Raw genomic sequence first — 20,311 nt, 5'->3', positions numbered from 1 at the left:
ATTTACAACCGAAACACTTCGAATAGATTATATCATTATTTGTCTAAAAGCAGATGATTTCAAGTTGGTATGCTCTATACGCAAAAAGAACCCCAAATGTAGTATTTAGGGTTCTTCTAATATTGTTAGTTTACTTCGAGACTTTCCCTTTCCAAGCATCAATGCCGCCTTGTAAATGTGCTAATTGGGTATATCCTTGTTTCATAAGAATGCCTCCCGCTTTACCACTTCTCATCCCACTTCTGCAATAAAGCAGAAGTTTACGATCCTTTGGAATTTCTGAAAAACGTTGGCTTAACTGAGAAAGAGGGATATTCTTAGCGTCTGGGATATATCCACCTTGGAATTCATGTGGTTCGCGCACATCAATAAGCATGAGTGTTGGGTTATGCTTCATTTCGTTACGAAAGTCTTCATCCCTCAAACTCTTTACATTCTTGGCCGATCCAAACCGGGTATACATAAACCATATGGCAACTACAATGATTAGGGTATAGATCATCGTCACACCGTTCACCTCTTCTTATCCATATTCGTAGTAGAACGCATCTACACTAATCTATCTGTCCAATCCATAAGTCCGCCTGTCATATTAACTACATTAAATCCTCGTTCACTTAACATTTCACATGCTAACCCGCTACGACTTCCACTTCTGCAGATCATGAACATTTCCTGTGCTAGATCCAACTCATCTTGTCTTTCTAACAGTTGGCCAAGTTGAATATGTTTAGAACCTGCAATATGTCCTTCCATCCATTCTTGCGGTTCTCTTACATCAATAATCAACAAGGACTCACCGTTATTTAGACGTGAAGCGAGTGCCTCGGGCGTGATTTCTTTCGGTATATTAAAGGCCATTTCATTTCTCTCCTTTATTTAAGCTTCTTTACATCGTCATGATTATAAAATCGACATCCACACTTTAACGGCCGTGAATGATATTAAAACGATTAAAGCATATCGCAAATATTTCACATTCATTCTTGCGCTAATCCTTGATCCAAGCGGAGCACCTAATATGCTACCTATAACCGTAAACAGCGTTGGCATGATGGGAATATGCCCTCCTGTTATTTTACCGATCACGCCGCCAATGGCAGAAATAAATACGATGGCAAGGGAAGATGCTATTGTCGTTCTTGTAGGGATTTTTAAAACAGTTAACATAATAGGAATAAGAATAAAAGCCCCACCTGCACCAACAATCCCTGATACAATACCGGTTGAGAACGCAGCTACAATGGCAATCATTCTGTTATACGATATTTCATCCGAATCATCTTGTTGTTTCCCTCTATTCGGAATGACCATGAGCACGACAGCAACAATCGCTAATACACCATAAATAACGTTAATCTCATCCCCAACTAAAAATCTGGAAACGTATCCTCCGAGAAGACTTCCCAACAGAATACTAACGCCCATATTGATCACGAGTCCCTTATGGATCAAGGAAGCTGTTTTACTTTTCTTACTCTTCGATAAATAGGCTAGAACGCCAGCTAATGATGCAAAGAACACTTGAAACATGCTAATGCCGGATACCTCTTGTGCTGTAAAGTTAGCTACACCAAGGCTTGAAGGAACAAATAGTAACAGAGGATAATTGATGATGGCTCCACCGATACCTAATAATCCAGAAAAGAATGAACCAATAAAACCAAGAATGATCATAATAATTGCAAGAAAAATGTCCATAGACCCACCCTCATACTGCTAGCCCAATAGACTGTTAGATCCATTGAACTTCGCAAATAATCTAATTAACCCCTATACATTGGGGAGTCGTAAAGGTATAATAAAACCAAGTAAATTCATATGAATTAGGTGGTTATTATGCTGAATAAATTAAAAAGCTTTTTTGAAAGCAGATGCCCAACGTGTAATGAATTACTAACCTGCGACAATACGAACTTACACTTAATAAAAATTTGCTCACATGGTCACTATAAGGAAGAAACCTACCATTCCCTTGGCGTAAAAATTGTATATGACGGTACAAGTAACCTTGATCAGTCGTGAATCGCACAACGGTTTGGCCCAATTTCCATCTCACGTTGTTCTTCATCACTCGGTTGAATCTTACCCATATTCATCTGTCGAATCTCCTAGTAAGCGTTCGGTTGCGGTGGTAAATGATTCGTTACTTTGTCTCTGAAGTCTGCTTCATTCTGTATATTTAACCCAGGGTTGTTCAGATACAAATCTGCTAAACGGCCAGATACTTGTCCGCCCTCACCAAGTTCAGAAATCTTGGCAAAGTGTGCTGGAAGTACAATCAAGTCATTTGATAGTTCTTTATATCGACGATATAAAGTAGTGCGTAAATCTTCGACCCAATCCTCTGCTTTCCCTGCCAAGTCCGAACGACCAATCGACTCCATGAACAAAATATCGCCAGTTAGTAAATACTGATCATCTACGATCAGTGATGTACTCCCAATCGTATGTCCAGGAGAGTATACCGGTTGTATGTTAATATTTGTGTTCCCAACTGTCAAGGTCTCGCCTTCTTCAAGATCGGCATAATTGAATACAACTTCCGTAGCATCCTTTGGAGGTAACCAATAGGTTGCCCCCACTTTATCAACTAATAATCGACCACCTGAGATATGATCTGCGTGAAGGTGAGTATCCAGTGTGTGCGTGATCTGAACATGGTGTTCTTAGATCGTTATCTCTTCATTGGGTTCCACCATTTCCAGTAATTCTTCATTTGTTGGTATGAGGGTATAACATCTCCTCTTTCACTTCATCTGGATTCGCCTTACGAATGAAATGTTTGAGGACGTCTCCTTCCGAAATAGTCCCCAAATACGATTTGGTTCGGTTTTTCATCGTATACCCATACCCCTATATGTATAATAAAAGTATAGTGCGGTCTTCCTCGTTCGTCAACAAAGAATGATTATTGAAGGACATTCAGCACACAGATAAATGGAACATGTTGATGTGAACGTAAATAAACCTCCTATCCCACATGGTGTGAAACAGAAGGTTTTCGATGTGATATGAGGGCGATATGAATGCCCATAATTTGGATTTAGTTATTTAATATTCATCTCTGTCGATAGTGGCGTCTTCCCCTTTTTCTTTCCGTGAACAGCGGCCATATACACTCGTGTCTCTTTCACAACAACACCGGATAGTCCAAGCAAGGCAATCAAGTTAGGGAATGCCATCAATGCATTGAAAATATCCGCCAATAGCCAAATCGCATCTAGCTTGATAAAGGCTCCACCTGCTACGAGCGCGATGAATAGATACCGATATGGTTTGATCCCTTTGACCCCTATTAAATACTCCACGCAACGTTCCCCATAATAATTCCAACCGAGAATTGTTGTGAAAGCGAATAGAATCAAACAGATTGTAAGTAGTCCCGGACCAAAGGTAGGGAATGCACTCGCAAAAGCCTGCTGCGTCATCAGCGCACCTTCGCTATCTCCATTCCACACCCCTGTTACGAGTAACATGAGTCCTGTCAGATTACAAATAATAATTGTATCGATAAAGGTCCCCGTCATCGAGACCAATCCTTGCTCCGCTGGCCATTTCGTCTTCGCAGCTGCAGCTGCAATCGGTGCGCTTCCCAATCCGGATTCATTCGAGAATATCCCTCTTGCTACACCACTTCGCATCGCAAGCATGATCGTCGCTCCCACGAATCCACCCGTGGCTGCCGTAGTTGAGAAGGCAGATGTGAATACGAGAGAGATCGCATGAGGAAGCTCATCAGCAAAGCTGATGAGAACTCCTAAACAAGCCAGAACATACAAGCCTGACATGAAAGGTACCACTTTCGTAGATACCTGTGCAATGCTCTTAATACCGCCAATCGTCACAATGGCTGTTAACACAGCTAGAATAATAGCTGTTACGATCACAGGCACTCCAAAACTTGCTTCTGTAGAGGATACGATCGCATTTACCTGAGGAAACGTCCCGATCCCGAACAACGCAACCAAGATACCACTGGCTGCAAACATCATCGCCAAAGGCTTAAAGCGCCGACCGAGGCCTTTCTCTATGTAATACATCGGTCCACCGGAATATTGTCCATTCTCGTCCTTTGTCCGATATTTAACGGCTAATAATCCCTCTGAATACTTCGTTGCCATTCCCAAAAAAGCTGCAGTCAACATCCAGAACAATGCTCCAGGTCCACCTAGCTTAATGGCTGTTGCCACACCTACAATGTTCCCTGTACCTACAGTTGCCGCTAGAGCCGTGCTTAAAGCGCCGAAACTACTAACATCTCCGCTTCCTTCATTTGGCGATTTGCCAATAAGTTTAAGCGCGAGCGGTAGGCGGAGAATCTGCAATAGATTTAAACGAATCGTCAGCCATATCCCAGTTCCCATGACCAAGATAAGCAACGGAGGTCCCCACACCCAACTATCAATCTTCTCTAATATTTCTACCAATTTAACCACTCCCCCTAAAATAATGAATACAAAAAAGAGCCAAATCGACTGATTTTGACTCTTGGAGAGGTTCAAAGACATAAGTAGAAACGGCTTCGCCGTCCTCATAAGGACGGTATCCATTTCAGCGAGAAACATAAGATTAAGTATAAGATAACACTTATACCTTCTTATATTTAGAGGAAAACACACCTTATGCCTTATAGTGAAATCATTCACAAGGCGTAGACTATTTCCTCTTTCGCTATTCTCATCTCTGTCCTTTTGCCTGAGAGTTTAAGCAGATATTCATCTACCGTGCACCTTCGGCGCCCTATTGATTAGGGTCTCTCCAGAGTGCTGTCCGTTTACGGTCTTCGCTTGTTGCTTCCACAAGCACCTGAGAGTTTTGCCCCTTCGGTTGAAACATATCGTTCCATCTCCCATAAACATCATCCAGCGATATAAAATTTTTATCATTATACTGACTAATTCTGTCGATTCACAAGTGAACATTCTGTGAAGTCATTGTAACTATCCTATAAGATGGAAATTGATCACTTCATCCGTATTCATATGAATTACTTCATATACAACATAACAAAACCGAGAAAAGTCATTCTTTTCCCGGTTTGAATTAACATATGATTGCATACTTATATCGACTCACTAGAGCTAGAATCACCCTTTATATGTTGGTCAGCTTGGACCTTTATTCGATACTCATGTGGCGATACTCCCTCTAATTCTTTAAACACACGGGAGAATTGCTTGCTATTCTCAAAACCAACGGATTCCCCGACCATAGATAGTTTCACTGAACTTTTCAATAACAGTTCCTTGGCCTTTCGAATCCTTACTTTTTTCAAATAGAGAACAAAGTTTTCTCCAGTATAAGCTTTAAATGTCTCACTAAAATAAGAATAATTCAGAGATACATGATTGCTTACCATCGCCATATTCAAAGAACGATTATAGGACTCTTCTATAAAGGCAACGGCTTCCTTCATATCACCATGTTCTTCTGTATATGCAGATCGTACCATTGTAACATAAGCATTCACACTGATGAGCAGGTGCTCTAGCTTACGATAGTAATCGTGAAAACTCTGAAAGTTAGACATATTCCCGACTTTTTTATATAGCTTGAGTACCTCTACAGATGATTCTCCATATAAAAGGAATACTTCATCTAATACCTGCTCATTCACCAGCCTGCTCACTCGTTCTAAATACGACAAGTCGATGTGTTGTAAATGTTCGATATGAAATATGGTACCTAAGAGAAGCAGCATTTCTTTCTCATGCTCTGTTCCGAGCATATTAGCCAATTTACGGATATCTTCATGTGGTACTGGGAAATTCCGGCGTTCTGTTCTAACTGCTTCATACTCAATATAGTTAGCTTGTGGGTATAAAAAGGTATATTGCAAAGAGTGAATCGCTTCTTCATATCGATTTCGAATATCTAATAAGCAATAGCCCTCCGTGCTGATACCCATATGCAACCCACGCCAGCCTTTTTCTTCAGCTTGTCGTCCTAACTCATGAAACCAGCTCTTCGGGCTCCCAATGAGCACGAGTCTCCCTTCGTAGTCTGATGTCATGATTTCGAGTTTCCCTTCCAAGGAGTCGGACATCCGTTCTACTAAACTCTCTGTCTCACTTGGGGACATTCTGGACCCATCGTCATATCGAAAATTCACAACAGCTACTGTATATGGCTTCTCAAACTTCTGGAATCCAATTTCACGACTATACTCCTCCAACTCATCCTCCGACAAAAGACTCTCTTGAAGCAACAATTGCCGTATACGACTAGCACGAAGCTCCTTGTGGAAAAGTTCACTTTCCTCTTCCCGTTGTCGATCGATCGCTTCTTGTTTCGTGAAGTCCTTCTCAATACGATTCAGTAGATCAAATAATTCTTCGCGGCGGATAGGCTTCAGCAGGTAATCTTTTACTTTATATTTAATAGCTGTCTTGGCATATTCGAAATCATCAAATCCACTTAGAATGACAACAGCCGGTCCGTCACCACTACTCTCGATAGCCAATTCGGCTATAAGACGAATACCGTCCATGACAGGCATCCGTATATCCGTGATCACGATATCAGCACATGTCTCACGGTAAAGATCCAATGCGCTCTGTCCATTACTCGCCATATGAATACAATACCTATCTGGGAACTCTCGCTCAATCATCATCTTCAATCCAACCCGGATATTCTTCTCATCGTCTACGATCAATAGCGTTCGCTTCATCAGTACTTCCTCCTGTCAGTAGAACTCTAGGTAAAGTAATTAGTACCTTCGTATAAACGCCTTCTTCACTTGTAATGATCAATCCATAGTCCTTACCATAAAAGAGTTGCATCCTCTGATGTACATTGTGTAATCCAATCCCTGCCCTTACAGGGTCTTGTTTGTCTGGATCCAGCTTATTCTGAGTATCAAATCGATCTTCTCGTATTCCTTTATTTAGTTCTATAAGTTGATCATTACTCATCCCATCGCCATTGTCTGTAATGGATATACAAACACCATCCTTCACAGCCTCTACCACGATTTGAATTTTCTTGTCGGTGCTTTCATCACTCGAATCTGACCACCCATGTTTGACACTGTTCTCTATGAGAGGCTGAAGCGACATTTTTAATACTTCTAACTCCATATATTGAGGTTGAATCTCCATAACTAACGAAATGGGTTCTTCAAATCGAATATTCATGACATCGATATAGTTCTGAATATGTCTAATCTCATCCTTTAACTTGACGTACTCTCCCGACCATTTGAAATTATAACGCATCATGCCACCAAGTGATGTCAGAGCATCGGATATCTTACGATGGTTGTCTATTTCCGCCAGCATTTTGATATTCTCTAACGTATTATAGAGAAAGTGGGAATCAATTTGATTATGTAACGTTCGTAACTCTGCTTCTTTGGTCAATGCCTGCTTACGAACAGCCACGGCAACAAGTTCGTTAATTTTGTTCATCAATTTATTGAAATGGTGAGTCAACTCAGCAATCTCTCCACCCCCTCGAATCGTTACCCCTGTATAGAGTTCGCCTCGACGAGCCTTCTTCATCGCTTCAGTAAGTCTCACTAAATTCTTTAGAATAATAGCATTTAATACATACGCGATCACCGTGAATAACACGATAAATAACACATTTGTCCCAATTGTCTTGTTACGAATTACGGAAATATCCTTCAAAACATCCTCCATGGAGACTACATTTAGTAAGTATGCATTCATACGCTCAAGGGGCACTTGGATGAACAAGAATGATTTACCGTTCTCTTGATACTGGGTGTCCCATACTCCGCCTTGTTGGAGAGAAAGAAAGCGATCGTGAATCGCTTTATTCATTTCTTTATTATCCTGAAGGAAAGAATCATTCTGTCTTGTAAACATTTGCAAATCACCATCTAATAGAAACAATTGCGATTGATCATCTTGTATTGTCGAGAAGGTTCTAGGTGAGAATTTAGACAGCAACATATCCACTTGAATAATGCCTGAATGTACTCCAGCGGGAACACTAATCTCTCGAAGCAAAGAGACTTTAGGATTTTTCTCTGCAATTACATTAGAATCTCTCTTCGTGAAATCAACATCATCGTCTTGGAAATACCACATCTGTTGAAGCCCTAATCCAATTGTCTGTTTATACCAAGGTTCTTGCCGAATCCTATCCTCTCTGAATATAATCGGCCAAATTTCATGGACATTCTTACTCGCCGAGAACAGACGCAAGTGCTCAATATTTGGGTTATTGAACTGAATTCGTGTTAAATTAACATAGGCATTAGTATTAAACTCAACAAGTTCCTTTAATTGTGGTTCACTCTGACTCGTCAAATAATTCTCAACTGCTTTATCCGATACCGCAATTTGAGCAGACCGCTCCATCGATTCGATCTGATTCACAATCTGTAATTTCTCCATTTCAAGTAAGTTGCCATTCTTACTAATCGTATCTTTAATATATGTTTCATTGATTGCATTAAAAGAATTAGTAGACACAATTAAACTGGGCACCAAAATAATAATGATATACGTCGATATAAGGCGACTCTGTAACGATCTACGATCCCACCAATACATCAATGATTGTAGAAACTTCGGTGTCCATTTCATTATCTACAGCACTCCCCATTCTCGTCGAAACAGCCCCGAACCCATGTTAGTTACGGGTTCGAGGCTCTATTGCACAATGATTATTTCATGAATTCAGCTAGTTTCTTCACGTTTTCCTCATATTTTGCTTGTTGGAATGAAGTTACTTGATCCAATCCATCTTTTTTACGTTTTTCTTGATACTCATTCCAAATGGTGTCGAACTCCGCATCCGAACCAGACATCAATAGTTTAGGAAGTGTTTTACCGAACTGCTGCGCAAGTTTCGTATTAATGATACCCTCTGGTGAATTCCCTGTCGGATTAATTAACTCAAACTCGGATGCACTCACCGTCTTCCCTCTGGTCCAATCTTGTAAAGATTTGAACGGCTCTACTGCTTTAGGTGCCCATTGATCTGTGATGTTCGTATTCATCAGCATCCAGAATGTGAAGGATGATCCATTTTGTTTATCAAAGGCAGACCGGTCTGAATTTAGTAATGCTAATTGCTCAGGTTTATACTGATCTACCCCATCGATTGTATCATAGCTGAACCCTTTTTCGCCTAAGAATAAGTCTTTATTTCCTTCTTCGCTGTTTAGATAACTCATGAAACGAATAGCACGCGCTTTGTCTTTCACATTCTTAGAAATCAAGGTTACTGTCCAACCTGAAATACCAGGACCGTCCAGCGTAGGTGTATCTAGATTACTGTTAGCTGGTCCATCCACAGCGATATAGACCGCATTTGGATCTTTCGCATACAACGAACTTAATTGCGCTTCCATATCTTTGCCCTGATAGATCAATGCGAAATAACGACCTTGAGCAAGTTTCTCTTCCATTTGCGGACGTTTATCAATAAATACGTCTTTTGCTAATAATCCTTCTTGATTCGCTAGACGCAAAGTCTTAAGCCATCTCACATATTCAGGATCCGTAGAGCGGTCATATACTTTACCGTCTTTTGCTTTCGGGATAGCTAATAAGTTCTGAATAAAGGCTTCTAATGAGAAGTTACCTGTATCTGTAAACTCATGTAATCCAAGTGGGATTAAGGGCTGTCCGTTTACCGTACCAAATTTATCTTTAGCCAATTGTAGCGCTTTCAGAAATCCTTCTGGCGTTCTCATCTCTGGACTACCAATAGCTTCGTACATGTCTTTACGTACGAGGAATGTTTGGTTTGATATGTACGTATCTCCATATTTAGCATAATCTTTCGGAGAAGAAGATGCATTCGGGTAGGCATAGACATTGCCATCAGGCTTTGTATACCATGATAACTTAGCTGCATCCGATGACGTAAAGAAGTATGGATCATACTCATCAGCTAGTTTATTAAGTGGAAGTACCATTTCACCGTCAATCATCTTCTGAATGGCATCTTCTCCCTTATCTAACGTAATGAAATCGGGAAGATTACCTGATGCGATTAACGTATTCAATTTCTCTTTTTCATTACCCGCTGGAACGATAAAGTTAATATCCACGCCTGTCTTTTTCGTAATGTATTTCGACGTCGGATCTACGCCCCATTTATTCGCAAACCAAGAGAAGTTCAGATACCAATCAAATGTGATTGGAGAAATGTCTTCTTTCCAACCTGGTTGATCTGCAGTTAACTTAACAGCTGGCTTGTCTTCGACTTTGTTGTTAGCAGCTTTATTCTTCTCGTTATTAGTACCAGAGGAACAGGCAGCTGTGGCAACTACTACGACCAACGCTGCAGTCAGTAACAAGCTACGCTTCAAATACTTCATGTTCATTTTCTTTACCCCTTTTCGATGATAGTTAGTATATCATGCTTTATATTACAACCCTTACCGCCATTGTACGGTAAGGGGGAATATCTTGAAATTATGGACTAGCCTTTGATCGAACCAATCATCATACCCTTAACAAAGTACTTTTGTAAGAAAGGATATACGAACACGATCGGAAGTGTCGTGACGACCATCGTCGCGAGTTTGATCGATTGGGATGTCACTGTCTTCGTTCCAGAACTTCCTTGCACCGCAGCAACCATTTGACTAGAACTGGATTGCGCAACTACTCGGTATAGATAAGTCTGAATAGGCTGGAGATCTGTATTATTGATATAAATCATGCCCGTGAAATAATCGTTCCATTGAAACACACCATGGAACAATGCAATCGTCGCAAGAACAGGCATCGAGACTGGAAGAATGACTCTCATAAAGATGGACCAATCGTTTGCCCCGTCAATTCTAGCGGCTTCTTCCAACCCTTCCGGAATTTCACGAAAGAAGGTCATGAAGATAATAAGATCGAAGAAACTGAACATGAAAGGAATGATATATACAAGGAAATTATCAAGTAAATGAAGATCTTTCATAAGTAGGAAAGATGGAATCAGTCCGCCTGCGAAGAATAGCGTAACCGTCCCAATCAGGATATATATTTTACCTCCGATGAGTCCTTTACGTGAGAGGGCATACGCGACCATCGCTGTAAAGAATACATGCGCAACCGTACCAATGAACGTCTTAGCTACCGTAATTCCCATGGCTGTCATAATACCTGGACTATCAAATACCGCTTCGAAGTTCTCCAAACTGAACACTCTAGGCCACCAGTAGATACCACCACTCATGGCATCTGTACCATCGTTAAAAGCGTTGACCAAAACGTACCATATCGGGTATAAGGTGACGAAACAGATAAGCAACATACCGATTGTGTTGATGAGATCGAATAGGGCCTCACTTTTCGTTTTCCGTTGAAGTTTAAACATGTGTATGAGCCTCCTTATTCTAAAACAGCGACGTATCGTTGATTTTTTTAGATATTTTATTCGCAACAAGTAGTAGGATTAATGCAATCACTGACTTAATCAAGCCCACGGCAGCGGAATACGAATACCGTCCAGAGATAATTCCCGTTTGATAAACATAGTAATCAATAACATTACTTGCACTGTCATTGAGAGAGTTGCGTAAGACTAGAATCTGATCGAAATTAGAGTTAAGCACTCCACTGATAGCCAGAATGAACAGAATACTAATCGTAGATTTGATCGATGGTAGTGTAATGTACCACATTTTCTGAAAACGTCCTGCACCATCGATGGTCGCCGCTTCATACATTTCAGGAGATACACTCGAAATCGCAGCCAGATAGATGATCGCAGACCATCCTAATTCCTTCCACAAATCGGATGAAATAATGATCGTCCAGAAATAGCTAGGTTCAGCCAAATACGTAATCGGTTGATCAATAATATGTAACCAGAGTAGTATGTTATTGATAATTCCAACGTCTGCTAACCAAGTCGCTAGTATGCCTCCCAATACAACCCATGAGAGAAAGTGTGGTAGGTAAGATATCGTCTGTACAAATTTCTTGAATCGAACAGATCGTATTTCATTAAGAAATAGGGCGAAAATAATAGGTAGTGGAAATCCTATAATTAACTTAATAAAACTAATGCCGAGCGTATTCTTGATGACATTCATTAGATTCTCATCTTCCAGAAACTCTCTGAAATGCTCTAAACCAACCCAAGGTGCCTCGGATATCGTATGGATGATATCGAATTCTTTAAATGCAATGATCACACCATACATTGGAATGTAGTTGAATATAATCATCCATGCGACTCCAAGTAAAGCCATGGTCTGTAGATGCCTCTGGGTGTATAATTTTTTCAACCATTTACGCCGAGTTGAGGGCGAATTTACTGGGATTTCTTTTGATGCGATTTCTCTGTTTATAGTAGGTTTCATTTCCATGATTTCGACCTCCATGCTGATTCTTGTTCTCTATGTTGAAAGCACTTTCATTAACTAACTTAATAGTACGTCCTTTTTATCACAGACATAAGGCTTCAGATTTCGTATTTAGGGTCTCATTTTTCGGGTCTCCTCTTACCGACTAAGTTGCCCATGTGAGGACAGATCAACCATTTCCAACAACACAAGAAAGACCTGGCCTCATCGGCCAGATCTCTTGGTTACTACTATTAATCCATGAAGATTTCTATCGTTGCTACTTCCCCGTTACGAACTGCCACTGCTTCTACTCCCTGTATGATAGAACCGTCGAACTCAACTACCGTACCATCATTTTTCAGTAGCTTCATCCTACTTATCTTGGCAGCATTCGTACCGAATGTATCTGCTCGACGAGCATTGTAATACGTCACTTGTGTGTTTCCTAAGAAAATAAAGGATACCTTCCCTGACTCATCAAATAACCAACCTGGCAAAGCTGGAGCTAGCGTAAGTGTTAATTCTCCATCACTCATAGTGAAGACCTTCGAACCTGCCATCATCATTCTCCACATACTTAGGAACTCTGCAGTAGATCCGCTCAATCTAGCTACGAAACCTCTTCCATGTACCTCAGGATCTGGGTTTCCACCCGTCGCAATAAATGAGGAATTCTCTAATGTGCTACGTCCATACACAGCCGGATCAAGGAAAGGAACAAGGGATGTTTTCAATTCCCCGAAATACTGTTCGTAAAGACCCGCTTTCAATAGTCCTAACAAATATTTATAAGTCATATGAAGGAAATTGGATTCTCGTTCTAACCACCCTGGTGTAAAGGCACGCATACGCCCAATTTCATGACCTTCCGAGTCTAGACTAACGGACGTTTGATACATTTGGGTCGTCTTATCATACAACTCGGTCTTCTTAATGAGGTCATATAATGCTTTAGCCTGTTGTGAATCAGTTACCGTCTTCATCCAACGCGTTGGGCCTTCGAGGAAATGTGGTAATGCGGACACCTGAAAATGCTGTACTCTTGCTCTAGGAAGCCCACTACTACTCAAGTCTGGTTGTCCATTCTCGTCTACAATTCTTTCAAACTCCGTAGCTTCAAAACGGAAATACGTAGGCGTGATTCCATCGCCTAGTTCTATAGCTTTCGCAATGCCTTCATCTAGCTTCACTAAAAATGCAGAGAATCCTTTTTCGATCACGTTCAAGGATACTTCGTGCTCCACTCCAGTAATGCCATACCGAACACGAACACGATAAGCTTCACGAACGGAAGCTACGATATCCCAATAGGTGAATGAATCTAGCTGATTTTCTTGATAGATTACGACTGCACGATGAACCGCATGGAACAAATCGGCCATTTCTTCTGGTAAGCGGATAGACCTCTCGCCGAATTCCTTCGCACTTTCTAACAAGAAAGTCACCATACGCTTCAATTCAAACGTCTCGCTCATACCTGAACCAAACAACCCAGGAAGACCATTCATCGCATCATTCCATCCCGGCTTGTTAGCTTCCATTTCCACACCCATACCATACGGATCTAAAGTAGCGAATTTATTTAAGGCTAACGACACAATTTTGCTAAAGAGATTTGTCTGATAAATCTTGCCCTTGCCGCCCTCTGTTTGTAGCCAGTTCGTATCATTCATTCTCCGTCCAAGATGTTCTAACTTCTCCTCATCCTCAATTAGCGCATCATACTGCCGAACTTCGTCATGAAGCACAACATATTTCTTAGATCGAGGTTGAACATAAGCAGCGCTATCGTAAAAGGCATAGGTCTCATCTGCGAAGAGAAGCTCTTCCTTCTTATCCGGGAATATGTCGAGGTAACCGTCCACTAAGTCCATATTGTAAGTCCAATGGTCTGACCAGAATCCTTCACCGAAACCGGCTTCGATATTCTGCTGCGAAAGAGCCAGTATGCCACTTAGCAAACGTTCTTCGCTTACATGAAGCTGAATGCCATGATCCGCTAAGAAATTGATGATCTTCCCTGGCGTGAATTTCCCGCTACAGAGTACCATTAATTCCTCATGATGATCTACAACAGCGCTACTGAGCAATTCATCAAGCTTGCTTGCATTCTCTGACTCGACGTTAAAGCTACATCCCTGTACGCTGAGCGGATTATATCCATCTGCCTGCATCAGACTGAAGAACATTTTGATGTTAAATGTGCCCACCTTAGGATTAAAGAACACATCGTTACGACGGTTCTGATTCATATCCCGAAAGTTGCCATTACCTTGAGAGTAATATTCTGGAGCTAATGAGAAGAAATTATAATCCCGCTCCAAGTCACCATGCTTACGTGAATAGAGATGTACAACAAAGCCTTCTCCCTCGTTATCAAAAATAAACGGATATCCTCCACGAAGAAAATTATCCATATAAGACTGCTTCGCGTAGGCGTCAAATAGTTCAGATGACGTATGTGTTGCAATGTCTGACGTCAAATCTTCAACTAAGCTATTGGCCTCTTCACGCTTACGAGTAATGTATTCTGCCGTGCATAAGCGATCTGCCTTGGCATTGATTCTCTCTATATCATTCACATGACCGATAATGGTGTTCACGGTTAGACTCTCGCCTGGTGCAATACTCTTCGCTACCCCGCTGAAGCCACACGGCACTTTATTGACTGGATATTGAGGTTGTTGAGCAATCTCAGCAAGCGAAGCAGTAGCGAAGTTATCCGGGTACATCAAGGATGTATTTCCACCAAATACAACTTCAAAGTCTACAATCGGAGCGATTCTCTCCCCATCTCCTGTAAAGGATAAGTAAAAATGTCCACTCGTTACTTGGCTGACTTGCGCCTCATCTGCAGTACTGGAACGTACGTGATAGAACGGAATGCCATTCTCTAAATTATAGACTTCCATCCAACTGCGTAGTAGGTTACCGATCTCTTTGAATCCCCCATTCTCCACTCCATATGGAAGAATTTCTGACATCCCATCTAGTAATTCTAATTGAATAGGTTCATTACTAATATTTATAATTTCAACCTGACGGACCAAAGCAGCATAATCATCATTTGGTAAATTGAAGTAATTCACCACCGTCTTCAGCCCATTTGCTGCATGCGTCTCTTCGATTGTGAGTCCGTTCGGCGAAATCTTCATCACGCGAGAAGCTTGTGTATTAGGACGAGCGGACTGAAACGGCTCATAAACGCTATCTTGTCCTTGAATTTTGATAAACGTCCTAAATCCATTGGCTGCGACGTTCTTATAAGTAATACTCGCAGGTGAGAATTCCATAATCGCCGAATTCTTGTCGCGAATCCCGAAGCTACATACCCCTTGACCCCGATTGACGTAGAATGTCCACATCGGAATACCCTTTAATCCTGCCATTCCTGGTAGGAAACTTGAGAATGGTTTGGCTTGATCAAATTGCTCAATAACAAATGAATTGTTCTCATAATAGTACTTAGACATGATGTTTCACTCCTCTGTTAGATAGATTGAACAAAAGTAATGGTATTGTCTCTTTAGTTCATACTAGTCGCTATCGATTCCACCCATAATTATGGTGTGCATCTCTTTAGCTCGTTCTATTTAGACATGATATAAGTTGCAATGGAATGCGGTTGTAATTCAGCTGCTAACATACGATCTTCTAGACCAATGGTTGCCTTTTGCGCCTCATCTGTCTCATTCTGAACAACCACTACTATCGTACCGTCTGGATTTAAGAACGCTGTAGAGAGCAAGCTATCTACTTTCGAGTTCTGTCCAATACGTACTGCACCTGGAGCGATATACTTACTGAAATGTCCAATGTAATAATAAGAGCTATTGTAATGAATCGTGTCCGTCAACGTATCCGCTATGATTGGGGCATCGCATAAATTACCTACATGGTTAGGTCCACCTGTCTCGTCCAGTACGATATTCCAATCCAAGTAACCCTCGATCCAGTTATTCAAATCGCCAATCATATTTCTACCGTATCTCTCGCCTGTGAACCATTCACCTAATTTAACGCCACCTTCTTGGCACCCCTCTGTAAATAGTAGATGTTTATCAGGGAACAAATCATGCACCTGGCCCACCTTCTCAAATTCTTCACTTACATACCAGTGTACCCCTGTACCCCACACGTACTTAGCTGCTTCTGGATCAGATAGAACAACGGATGCTCTCTCTACGATGATGTCACGGTTATGGTCCCAGATCAGGATTTTCACATCTTCGTGACCCTCTTGATGCATGATTGGACCCAAATAATCCTTAATGAAATCACGCTCTTCTTCGGCACTGTATATACAGGAATCCCATACTTGTACGGCAGCTGGCTCATTCTGTACGGTAATCCCCCAGATTGGAACGCCTTCCTTGCCATATGCTTCAATAAATTTGGTGTAATAACGTGCCCATACTTCTGCGTATTCCGGTTTCAATTGGCCTCCATTATTCATTTCCCCGTTCGTCTTCATCCAAGCTGGAGGACTCCAGGGAGAAGCTAGCATGATGAACTCGCCACCTTTTACCTTCATAGCATCTTTAATCAGAGGTAACACCCATTGATGATCATGCGATATATCAAAAGTCGCTAATTCTGTATCGTTATCTTCCACATACGTGTAGTTACCAAGCGCGAAATCACAGCTATGAATATGTACTCTCCCTATGGAATAGCCCAACCCTTCAATCGGATCGAAATAACTACGAATGACCTCTGCTCGTTTCTCATCACTTACACGAGACAACGTATACGCAGCGGATTCCGTGAATGCACCTCCGAAACCAACGATACTTTGATAAGTTGTGCTTGGATCGAGTTCCACATCTGCCACAACACCGGATTCCCGAGTTAGAAAAGAAAGGCTCCCCTTATCACTTAAACGTTCTCCTGAATCTTTAGCCGTTACGATCATCTTAACTTGGTTCATTTGTGAACAACTCCTTATTTAGTATATTTCGAAACCGGTTTCGAAATAAGATAAAAAAAAGAAAACACTACGCTTTTTGTTGCTTCTTATGTTGCGTTAGTCACACTGCTACATGAATCTCTAACGACCAGCCTTACAGGTAACACCACTGATTCTAGAACATGTGAAGGGTCATCAATAGACCGAATTAGTAATTCTGCCGCCTCATTTCCCATAAGCGTTGTATCTTGTGCAATGGTTGTTAAAGCAGGTGTAATATATTGAGATAACTCAATATTATCAAATCCCACAATAGACAGGTCGTTAGGAATACTAAGCCCTCGTTCCATAGTAGCTCTCATAGCTCCAAGTGCTAAATGGTCCCCCGCTACAAATACAGCAGTCGGACGATCTTGCAGATCCAAGAGCTTCATCATTGCAGCATATCCACTCTCAATGGAATAATATGCGCTGTCGACGATATAAGACTCTTTTGTCTCCAGATTCAGACTGTTCATTGCCAATTCATATCCATGCACCCGCTTAGAACCAGCAAATGTATTCATCCCACCAGAAATATGAGCGATCTTGCGGTGTCCAAGTGAATATAAATGCTCCACTGCTAGAAGGCTACCTTCAAGGTTGTCTGAATACAGGGTATGAGCTTGCGATGTTTCATAATCCAGGATGACGCACGGAATGTCACTATCCAGAAGTTCTTTGAAATAAGGATCTTCATAATCGGATAAAATAACGACTACCCCGTCCACACCTCGAATTTTGCAATTCTCCAGATACCCGCCCTGCTTACCACCTACGTCTTTAGAAATAAACATCAGCGCATACCCTTTGGATACCGCAACTTGCTTAAAACTTTCGATAACTGCACTAAAGAAAGGATGCCGCATACCAATGCCAGAGGATTCAACAAATAACACACCAATGGTCCAAGACTTCTTCGTTGTCAATGTGCGTGCATGCGCATTAGGCAAATAACCAAGTTCTTTGGCCGCTTGCAAAATCGTCTGCCGAGTCTGTGCTTTTACATCTGTGTAGTTGTTGAATACTTTCGAGACTGTGGTGGGCGAATAACCCGTCTTCTTAGCAATATCATAAATCGTGGTCATTCTTGGAATTCACTCCTGTTGCATATAGCCTATGGCACATTCTTACATTGCATTCTAATCTTTTAACTTATGAACGTCAATCAGAAAAAAGCGAGTTCATAACCTACATGTAGAATTTATATATTCGCTATATCTGGTATGAAGATCAGGAAATTTAGTCTTATATTGTTATTATTTTATATGGATATTGCAATAACTGCTTCGTCCCAGGCTTTCCTTGATTAATGACAATCTCTAATGGGAATATTTCAGCCTCTTTATTAGATCCTAACCAAATACGTTGACGAATCGATACTATGAATAATCCTTCTTCATCTCCAATAGGTGTAAATGTAGGACTGCCTGAGAGATACATCTGCTCATCATACTGCTCTTGGATATAGGTAGAAAGCTCGATTACGTCTTCCGAAGGAAGCCCAATTTCACTAATATTCAGAATATCTTTATAGGTAAATTCCGAATATGATTCATGTTTCTGATTATGCCTAGCAATAAATTCTACGATATTACCAACTGAGTCATAGAAGTAAATGGAATGGGAATTCCACGATTCGGAATAACTTTCATCATGGTCATCGACTTGACTAATGTTAATCCCCCTACTCTTTAACCACTCGATTGCCAATTGGTTCTTATCCTCTACAATATTAAAGGCAAAATGATAGTAAGGATTAGCCACGGTATCACTCTGTACGAATGTCAGTCGGGATAATCCTACTAAGAAGGTAATCGAGGTATTCGAAGACTCCATAATTGGCAATTCTAGTCCAACGGAATAGAAATCCTTCACCGCATCTAAATGTTCCGTGTATAATCTAATCTCTTCAATTTTCATTGTTACACTCCTTAATATTTAAACATAAAAGCTTGTATTCACTAGGATGCAAGCTTCTTATTTCCCGCATAAATAGTAACATAAGACTTGGAAAATCGTCTATTTCCGTGCACTCCACAGACGCCATAATACGAACATGACTCCACCGGCCAAACCTACAATAATTACAATTCCCGTCCAATTCGTAGAAGACTTAGAGGTGGAGTCATCAATCTTACCAGTCTGATTAGTCTTATCATCAGAGCTCAATTCTGCACTCTCGTTATTATCTGAGGGTGATTGCGTTGGAGCGGAAATTCTTTTAATAGGAACTTCTTTATCTTGTAAAAAGGTCAATTCTTCCGCTGAATCAGCAATTCTCATGGTAGGAGAACAAAGTGGGTTTTCCCACCCAAAGACACCCTCTTTTAGATAATAAAGATATTCATCACCAATCTCACTAGGTCCCGACAATGACCCCCATGTTATATTTTCCTTCACCGAAATCTGTTCATCTTCAATCTTTTTAAAGCTCTTGATGACTTTCAATTTGATCACATTGTTATCTTTCTCACGAATGACATCTTCCACTTGACCTATAATGATTCCGTCATAGGTCTCGTAACCTTTCTCACCAGTCGGCATTTCTACACACGACAGCGCATACGTCGTTGTTGGGCTAATCATCAATACAATAAAGATCGATACTAAGACGAGTACTATTCCCTTTTTCATTTTCAACACCCCCTGCCATTTAAGACGAAATGGATGGTGAAATGTTGCTATACAATAACAGCAGTACCACCTATCGGTACTACTTATAAATAGTTGAGTTTATATAACCTCTCTCTTGGCTCCACAGCTTTGTCTTACGACCAGTTCTGGTTCCACTAGCTTCGGTTTCCATAAGGTTAATCCTTGAGGTTGAAGCTTCTCTGGTCTGATCATTTAACACACGTTGAAGTGGCCCTACCAAATCTCTTGCACATGGACCTGGATGATCATGTCCCATCAGCCACATATCTACCTTCCATACTATACCATCGTGATTCTTATATTTAATTTGATAGTATATCCCCTGATCTTCACCGTCTAAATGATTTGCATATCTCGCTCCAATAACGTTTGAATTCTTCGCAAGGTTCTCTAGCACTGTAAATCCAGCCATGACTTCAGGATGA

Annotated in this window: 16 protein-coding genes, 1 pseudogene and 1 riboswitch; all 17 genes and pseudogenes read right to left on the bottom strand. The window is 41.0% G+C overall.

The window, feature by feature from the left end:
* Positions 1 to 130 precede the first annotated feature (130 nt).
* The gene (locus PGLA_RS03490) at positions 131 to 502 is read right to left on the bottom strand and encodes a rhodanese-like domain-containing protein (protein ID WP_084410731.1); all 372 of its coding nucleotides are present in this window, start codon (positions 500 to 502) and stop codon (positions 131 to 133) included.
* A 47-nt stretch (positions 503 to 549) separates the two neighbouring features.
* Positions 550 to 861 carry a rhodanese-like domain-containing protein gene (locus tag PGLA_RS03485; RefSeq protein ID WP_068528741.1) on the bottom strand — a complete coding sequence of 104 codons (312 nt, stop codon included), beginning with the start codon at positions 859 to 861 and terminating at the stop codon, positions 550 to 552.
* A 42-nt stretch (positions 862 to 903) separates the two neighbouring features.
* Positions 904 to 1,701 carry a sulfite exporter TauE/SafE family protein gene (locus PGLA_RS03480; RefSeq protein ID WP_068528738.1) on the bottom strand — a complete coding sequence of 266 codons (798 nt, stop codon included), beginning with the start codon at positions 1,699 to 1,701 and terminating at the stop codon, positions 904 to 906.
* Positions 1,702 to 2,015: 314 nt separating this feature from the next.
* Positions 2,016 to 2,669 (bottom strand): annotated as a pseudogene (locus PGLA_RS03475) (MBL fold metallo-hydrolase); the annotation flags it as partial.
* Between the two features lie 46 nt (positions 2,670 to 2,715).
* On the bottom strand, positions 2,716 to 2,841 hold the full coding sequence (locus PGLA_RS29340; RefSeq protein WP_281197249.1) for a hypothetical protein: 126 nt from the start codon (positions 2,839 to 2,841) through the stop codon (positions 2,716 to 2,718).
* Between the two features lie 209 nt (positions 2,842 to 3,050).
* Positions 3,051 to 4,439, bottom strand: coding sequence for an alanine/glycine:cation symporter family protein (locus PGLA_RS03470; RefSeq protein WP_068529364.1), 1,389 nt, complete (start codon positions 4,437 to 4,439; stop codon positions 3,051 to 3,053).
* 237 nt (positions 4,440 to 4,676) lie between these two features.
* Positions 4,677 to 4,775: riboswitch (glycine riboswitch) on the bottom strand.
* A 290-nt stretch (positions 4,776 to 5,065) separates the two neighbouring features.
* A complete protein-coding gene (locus PGLA_RS03465; RefSeq protein WP_068528734.1) occupies positions 5,066 to 6,676 on the bottom strand; it encodes a response regulator in 1,611 nt (536 codons plus the stop codon).
* Positions 6,645 to 8,564, bottom strand: a complete 1,920-nt coding sequence (locus tag PGLA_RS03460; protein ID WP_068528731.1) for a cache domain-containing sensor histidine kinase — start codon at positions 8,562 to 8,564, stop codon at positions 6,645 to 6,647. The genes PGLA_RS03465 and PGLA_RS03460 overlap by 32 nt, the downstream gene beginning before the upstream one ends.
* An 80-nt stretch (positions 8,565 to 8,644) precedes the next feature.
* Positions 8,645 to 10,315, bottom strand: a complete 1,671-nt coding sequence (locus PGLA_RS03455) for an extracellular solute-binding protein (RefSeq protein WP_068528729.1) — start codon at positions 10,313 to 10,315, stop codon at positions 8,645 to 8,647.
* Positions 10,316 to 10,413: 98 nt separating this feature from the next.
* Positions 10,414 to 11,304, bottom strand: a complete 891-nt coding sequence (locus PGLA_RS03450) for a carbohydrate ABC transporter permease (RefSeq protein WP_068528725.1) — start codon at positions 11,302 to 11,304, stop codon at positions 10,414 to 10,416.
* A 19-nt stretch (positions 11,305 to 11,323) separates the two neighbouring features.
* Positions 11,324 to 12,295, bottom strand: coding sequence for an ABC transporter permease (locus PGLA_RS03445; protein ID WP_068529361.1), 972 nt, complete (start codon positions 12,293 to 12,295; stop codon positions 11,324 to 11,326).
* Between the two features lie 236 nt (positions 12,296 to 12,531).
* Positions 12,532 to 15,753, bottom strand: coding sequence for a cellobiose phosphorylase (locus tag PGLA_RS03440; RefSeq protein WP_068528722.1), 3,222 nt, complete (start codon positions 15,751 to 15,753; stop codon positions 12,532 to 12,534).
* Between the two features lie 116 nt (positions 15,754 to 15,869).
* On the bottom strand, positions 15,870 to 17,210 hold the full coding sequence (locus PGLA_RS03435) for a glycoside hydrolase family 30 protein (protein WP_068528719.1): 1,341 nt from the start codon (positions 17,208 to 17,210) through the stop codon (positions 15,870 to 15,872).
* An 86-nt stretch (positions 17,211 to 17,296) separates the two neighbouring features.
* Entirely contained in the window at positions 17,297 to 18,316 is a 1,020-nt protein-coding gene (locus tag PGLA_RS03430) for a LacI family DNA-binding transcriptional regulator (RefSeq protein ID WP_068528716.1), read from the bottom strand.
* Between the two features lie 160 nt (positions 18,317 to 18,476).
* Complete coding sequence (locus tag PGLA_RS03425) at positions 18,477 to 19,151, bottom strand: VOC family protein (RefSeq protein WP_068528713.1); 675 nt, start codon at positions 19,149 to 19,151, stop codon at positions 18,477 to 18,479.
* 99 nt (positions 19,152 to 19,250) lie between these two features.
* Positions 19,251 to 19,865, bottom strand: a complete 615-nt coding sequence (locus PGLA_RS03420) for a hypothetical protein (protein ID WP_068528710.1) — start codon at positions 19,863 to 19,865, stop codon at positions 19,251 to 19,253.
* Positions 19,866 to 19,944: 79 nt separating this feature from the next.
* Entirely contained in the window at positions 19,945 to 20,298 is a 354-nt protein-coding gene (locus PGLA_RS03415; protein WP_068528705.1) for a hypothetical protein, read from the bottom strand.
* Positions 20,299 to 20,311: the final 13 nt, after the last annotated feature.

Origin of the sequence: Paenibacillus glacialis, assembly GCF_001637205.1 — a bacterium.
Taxonomy (GTDB): Bacteria; Bacillota; Bacilli; order Paenibacillales; family Paenibacillaceae; genus Paenibacillus_AQ; species Paenibacillus_AQ glacialis.
This window is presented reverse-complemented; position numbering and strand designations above follow the sequence as displayed.

Excerpts from the sequence above, each read along its gene's own strand:
- PGLA_RS03440 (WP_068528722.1), bottom strand. The coding sequence starts at position 15,753 with ATGTCTAAGTACTATTATGAGAACAATTCATTTGTTATTGAGCAATTT.
- PGLA_RS29340 (WP_281197249.1), bottom strand. The coding sequence starts at position 2,841 with ATGAAAAACCGAACCAAATCGTATTTGGGGACTATTTCGGAAGGAGAC.
- PGLA_RS03460 (WP_068528731.1), bottom strand. The coding sequence starts at position 8,564 with ATGAAATGGACACCGAAGTTTCTACAATCATTGATGTATTGGTGGGAT.
- PGLA_RS03445 (WP_068529361.1), bottom strand. The coding sequence starts at position 12,295 with ATGAAACCTACTATAAACAGAGAAATCGCATCAAAAGAAATCCCAGTA.
- PGLA_RS03425 (WP_068528713.1), bottom strand. The coding sequence starts at position 19,151 with ATGAAAATTGAAGAGATTAGATTATACACGGAACATTTAGATGCGGTG.
- PGLA_RS03465 (WP_068528734.1), bottom strand. The coding sequence starts at position 6,676 with ATGAAGCGAACGCTATTGATCGTAGACGATGAGAAGAATATCCGGGTT.
- PGLA_RS03430 (WP_068528716.1), bottom strand. The coding sequence starts at position 18,316 with ATGACCACGATTTATGATATTGCTAAGAAGACGGGTTATTCGCCCACC.
- PGLA_RS03420 (WP_068528710.1), bottom strand. The coding sequence starts at position 19,865 with ATGAAAAAGGGAATAGTACTCGTCTTAGTATCGATCTTTATTGTATTG.
- PGLA_RS03480 (WP_068528738.1), bottom strand. The coding sequence starts at position 1,701 with ATGGACATTTTTCTTGCAATTATTATGATCATTCTTGGTTTTATTGGT.
- PGLA_RS03435 (WP_068528719.1), bottom strand. The coding sequence starts at position 17,210 with ATGAACCAAGTTAAGATGATCGTAACGGCTAAAGATTCAGGAGAACGT.
- PGLA_RS03490 (WP_084410731.1), bottom strand. The coding sequence starts at position 502 with ATGATCTATACCCTAATCATTGTAGTTGCCATATGGTTTATGTATACC.
- PGLA_RS03485 (WP_068528741.1), bottom strand. The coding sequence starts at position 861 with ATGGCCTTTAATATACCGAAAGAAATCACGCCCGAGGCACTCGCTTCA.
- PGLA_RS03415 (WP_068528705.1), bottom strand. The coding sequence starts at position 20,298 with ATGGCTGGATTTACAGTGCTAGAGAACCTTGCGAAGAATTCAAACGTT.
- PGLA_RS03450 (WP_068528725.1), bottom strand. The coding sequence starts at position 11,304 with ATGTTTAAACTTCAACGGAAAACGAAAAGTGAGGCCCTATTCGATCTC.
- PGLA_RS03455 (WP_068528729.1), bottom strand. The coding sequence starts at position 10,315 with ATGAACATGAAGTATTTGAAGCGTAGCTTGTTACTGACTGCAGCGTTG.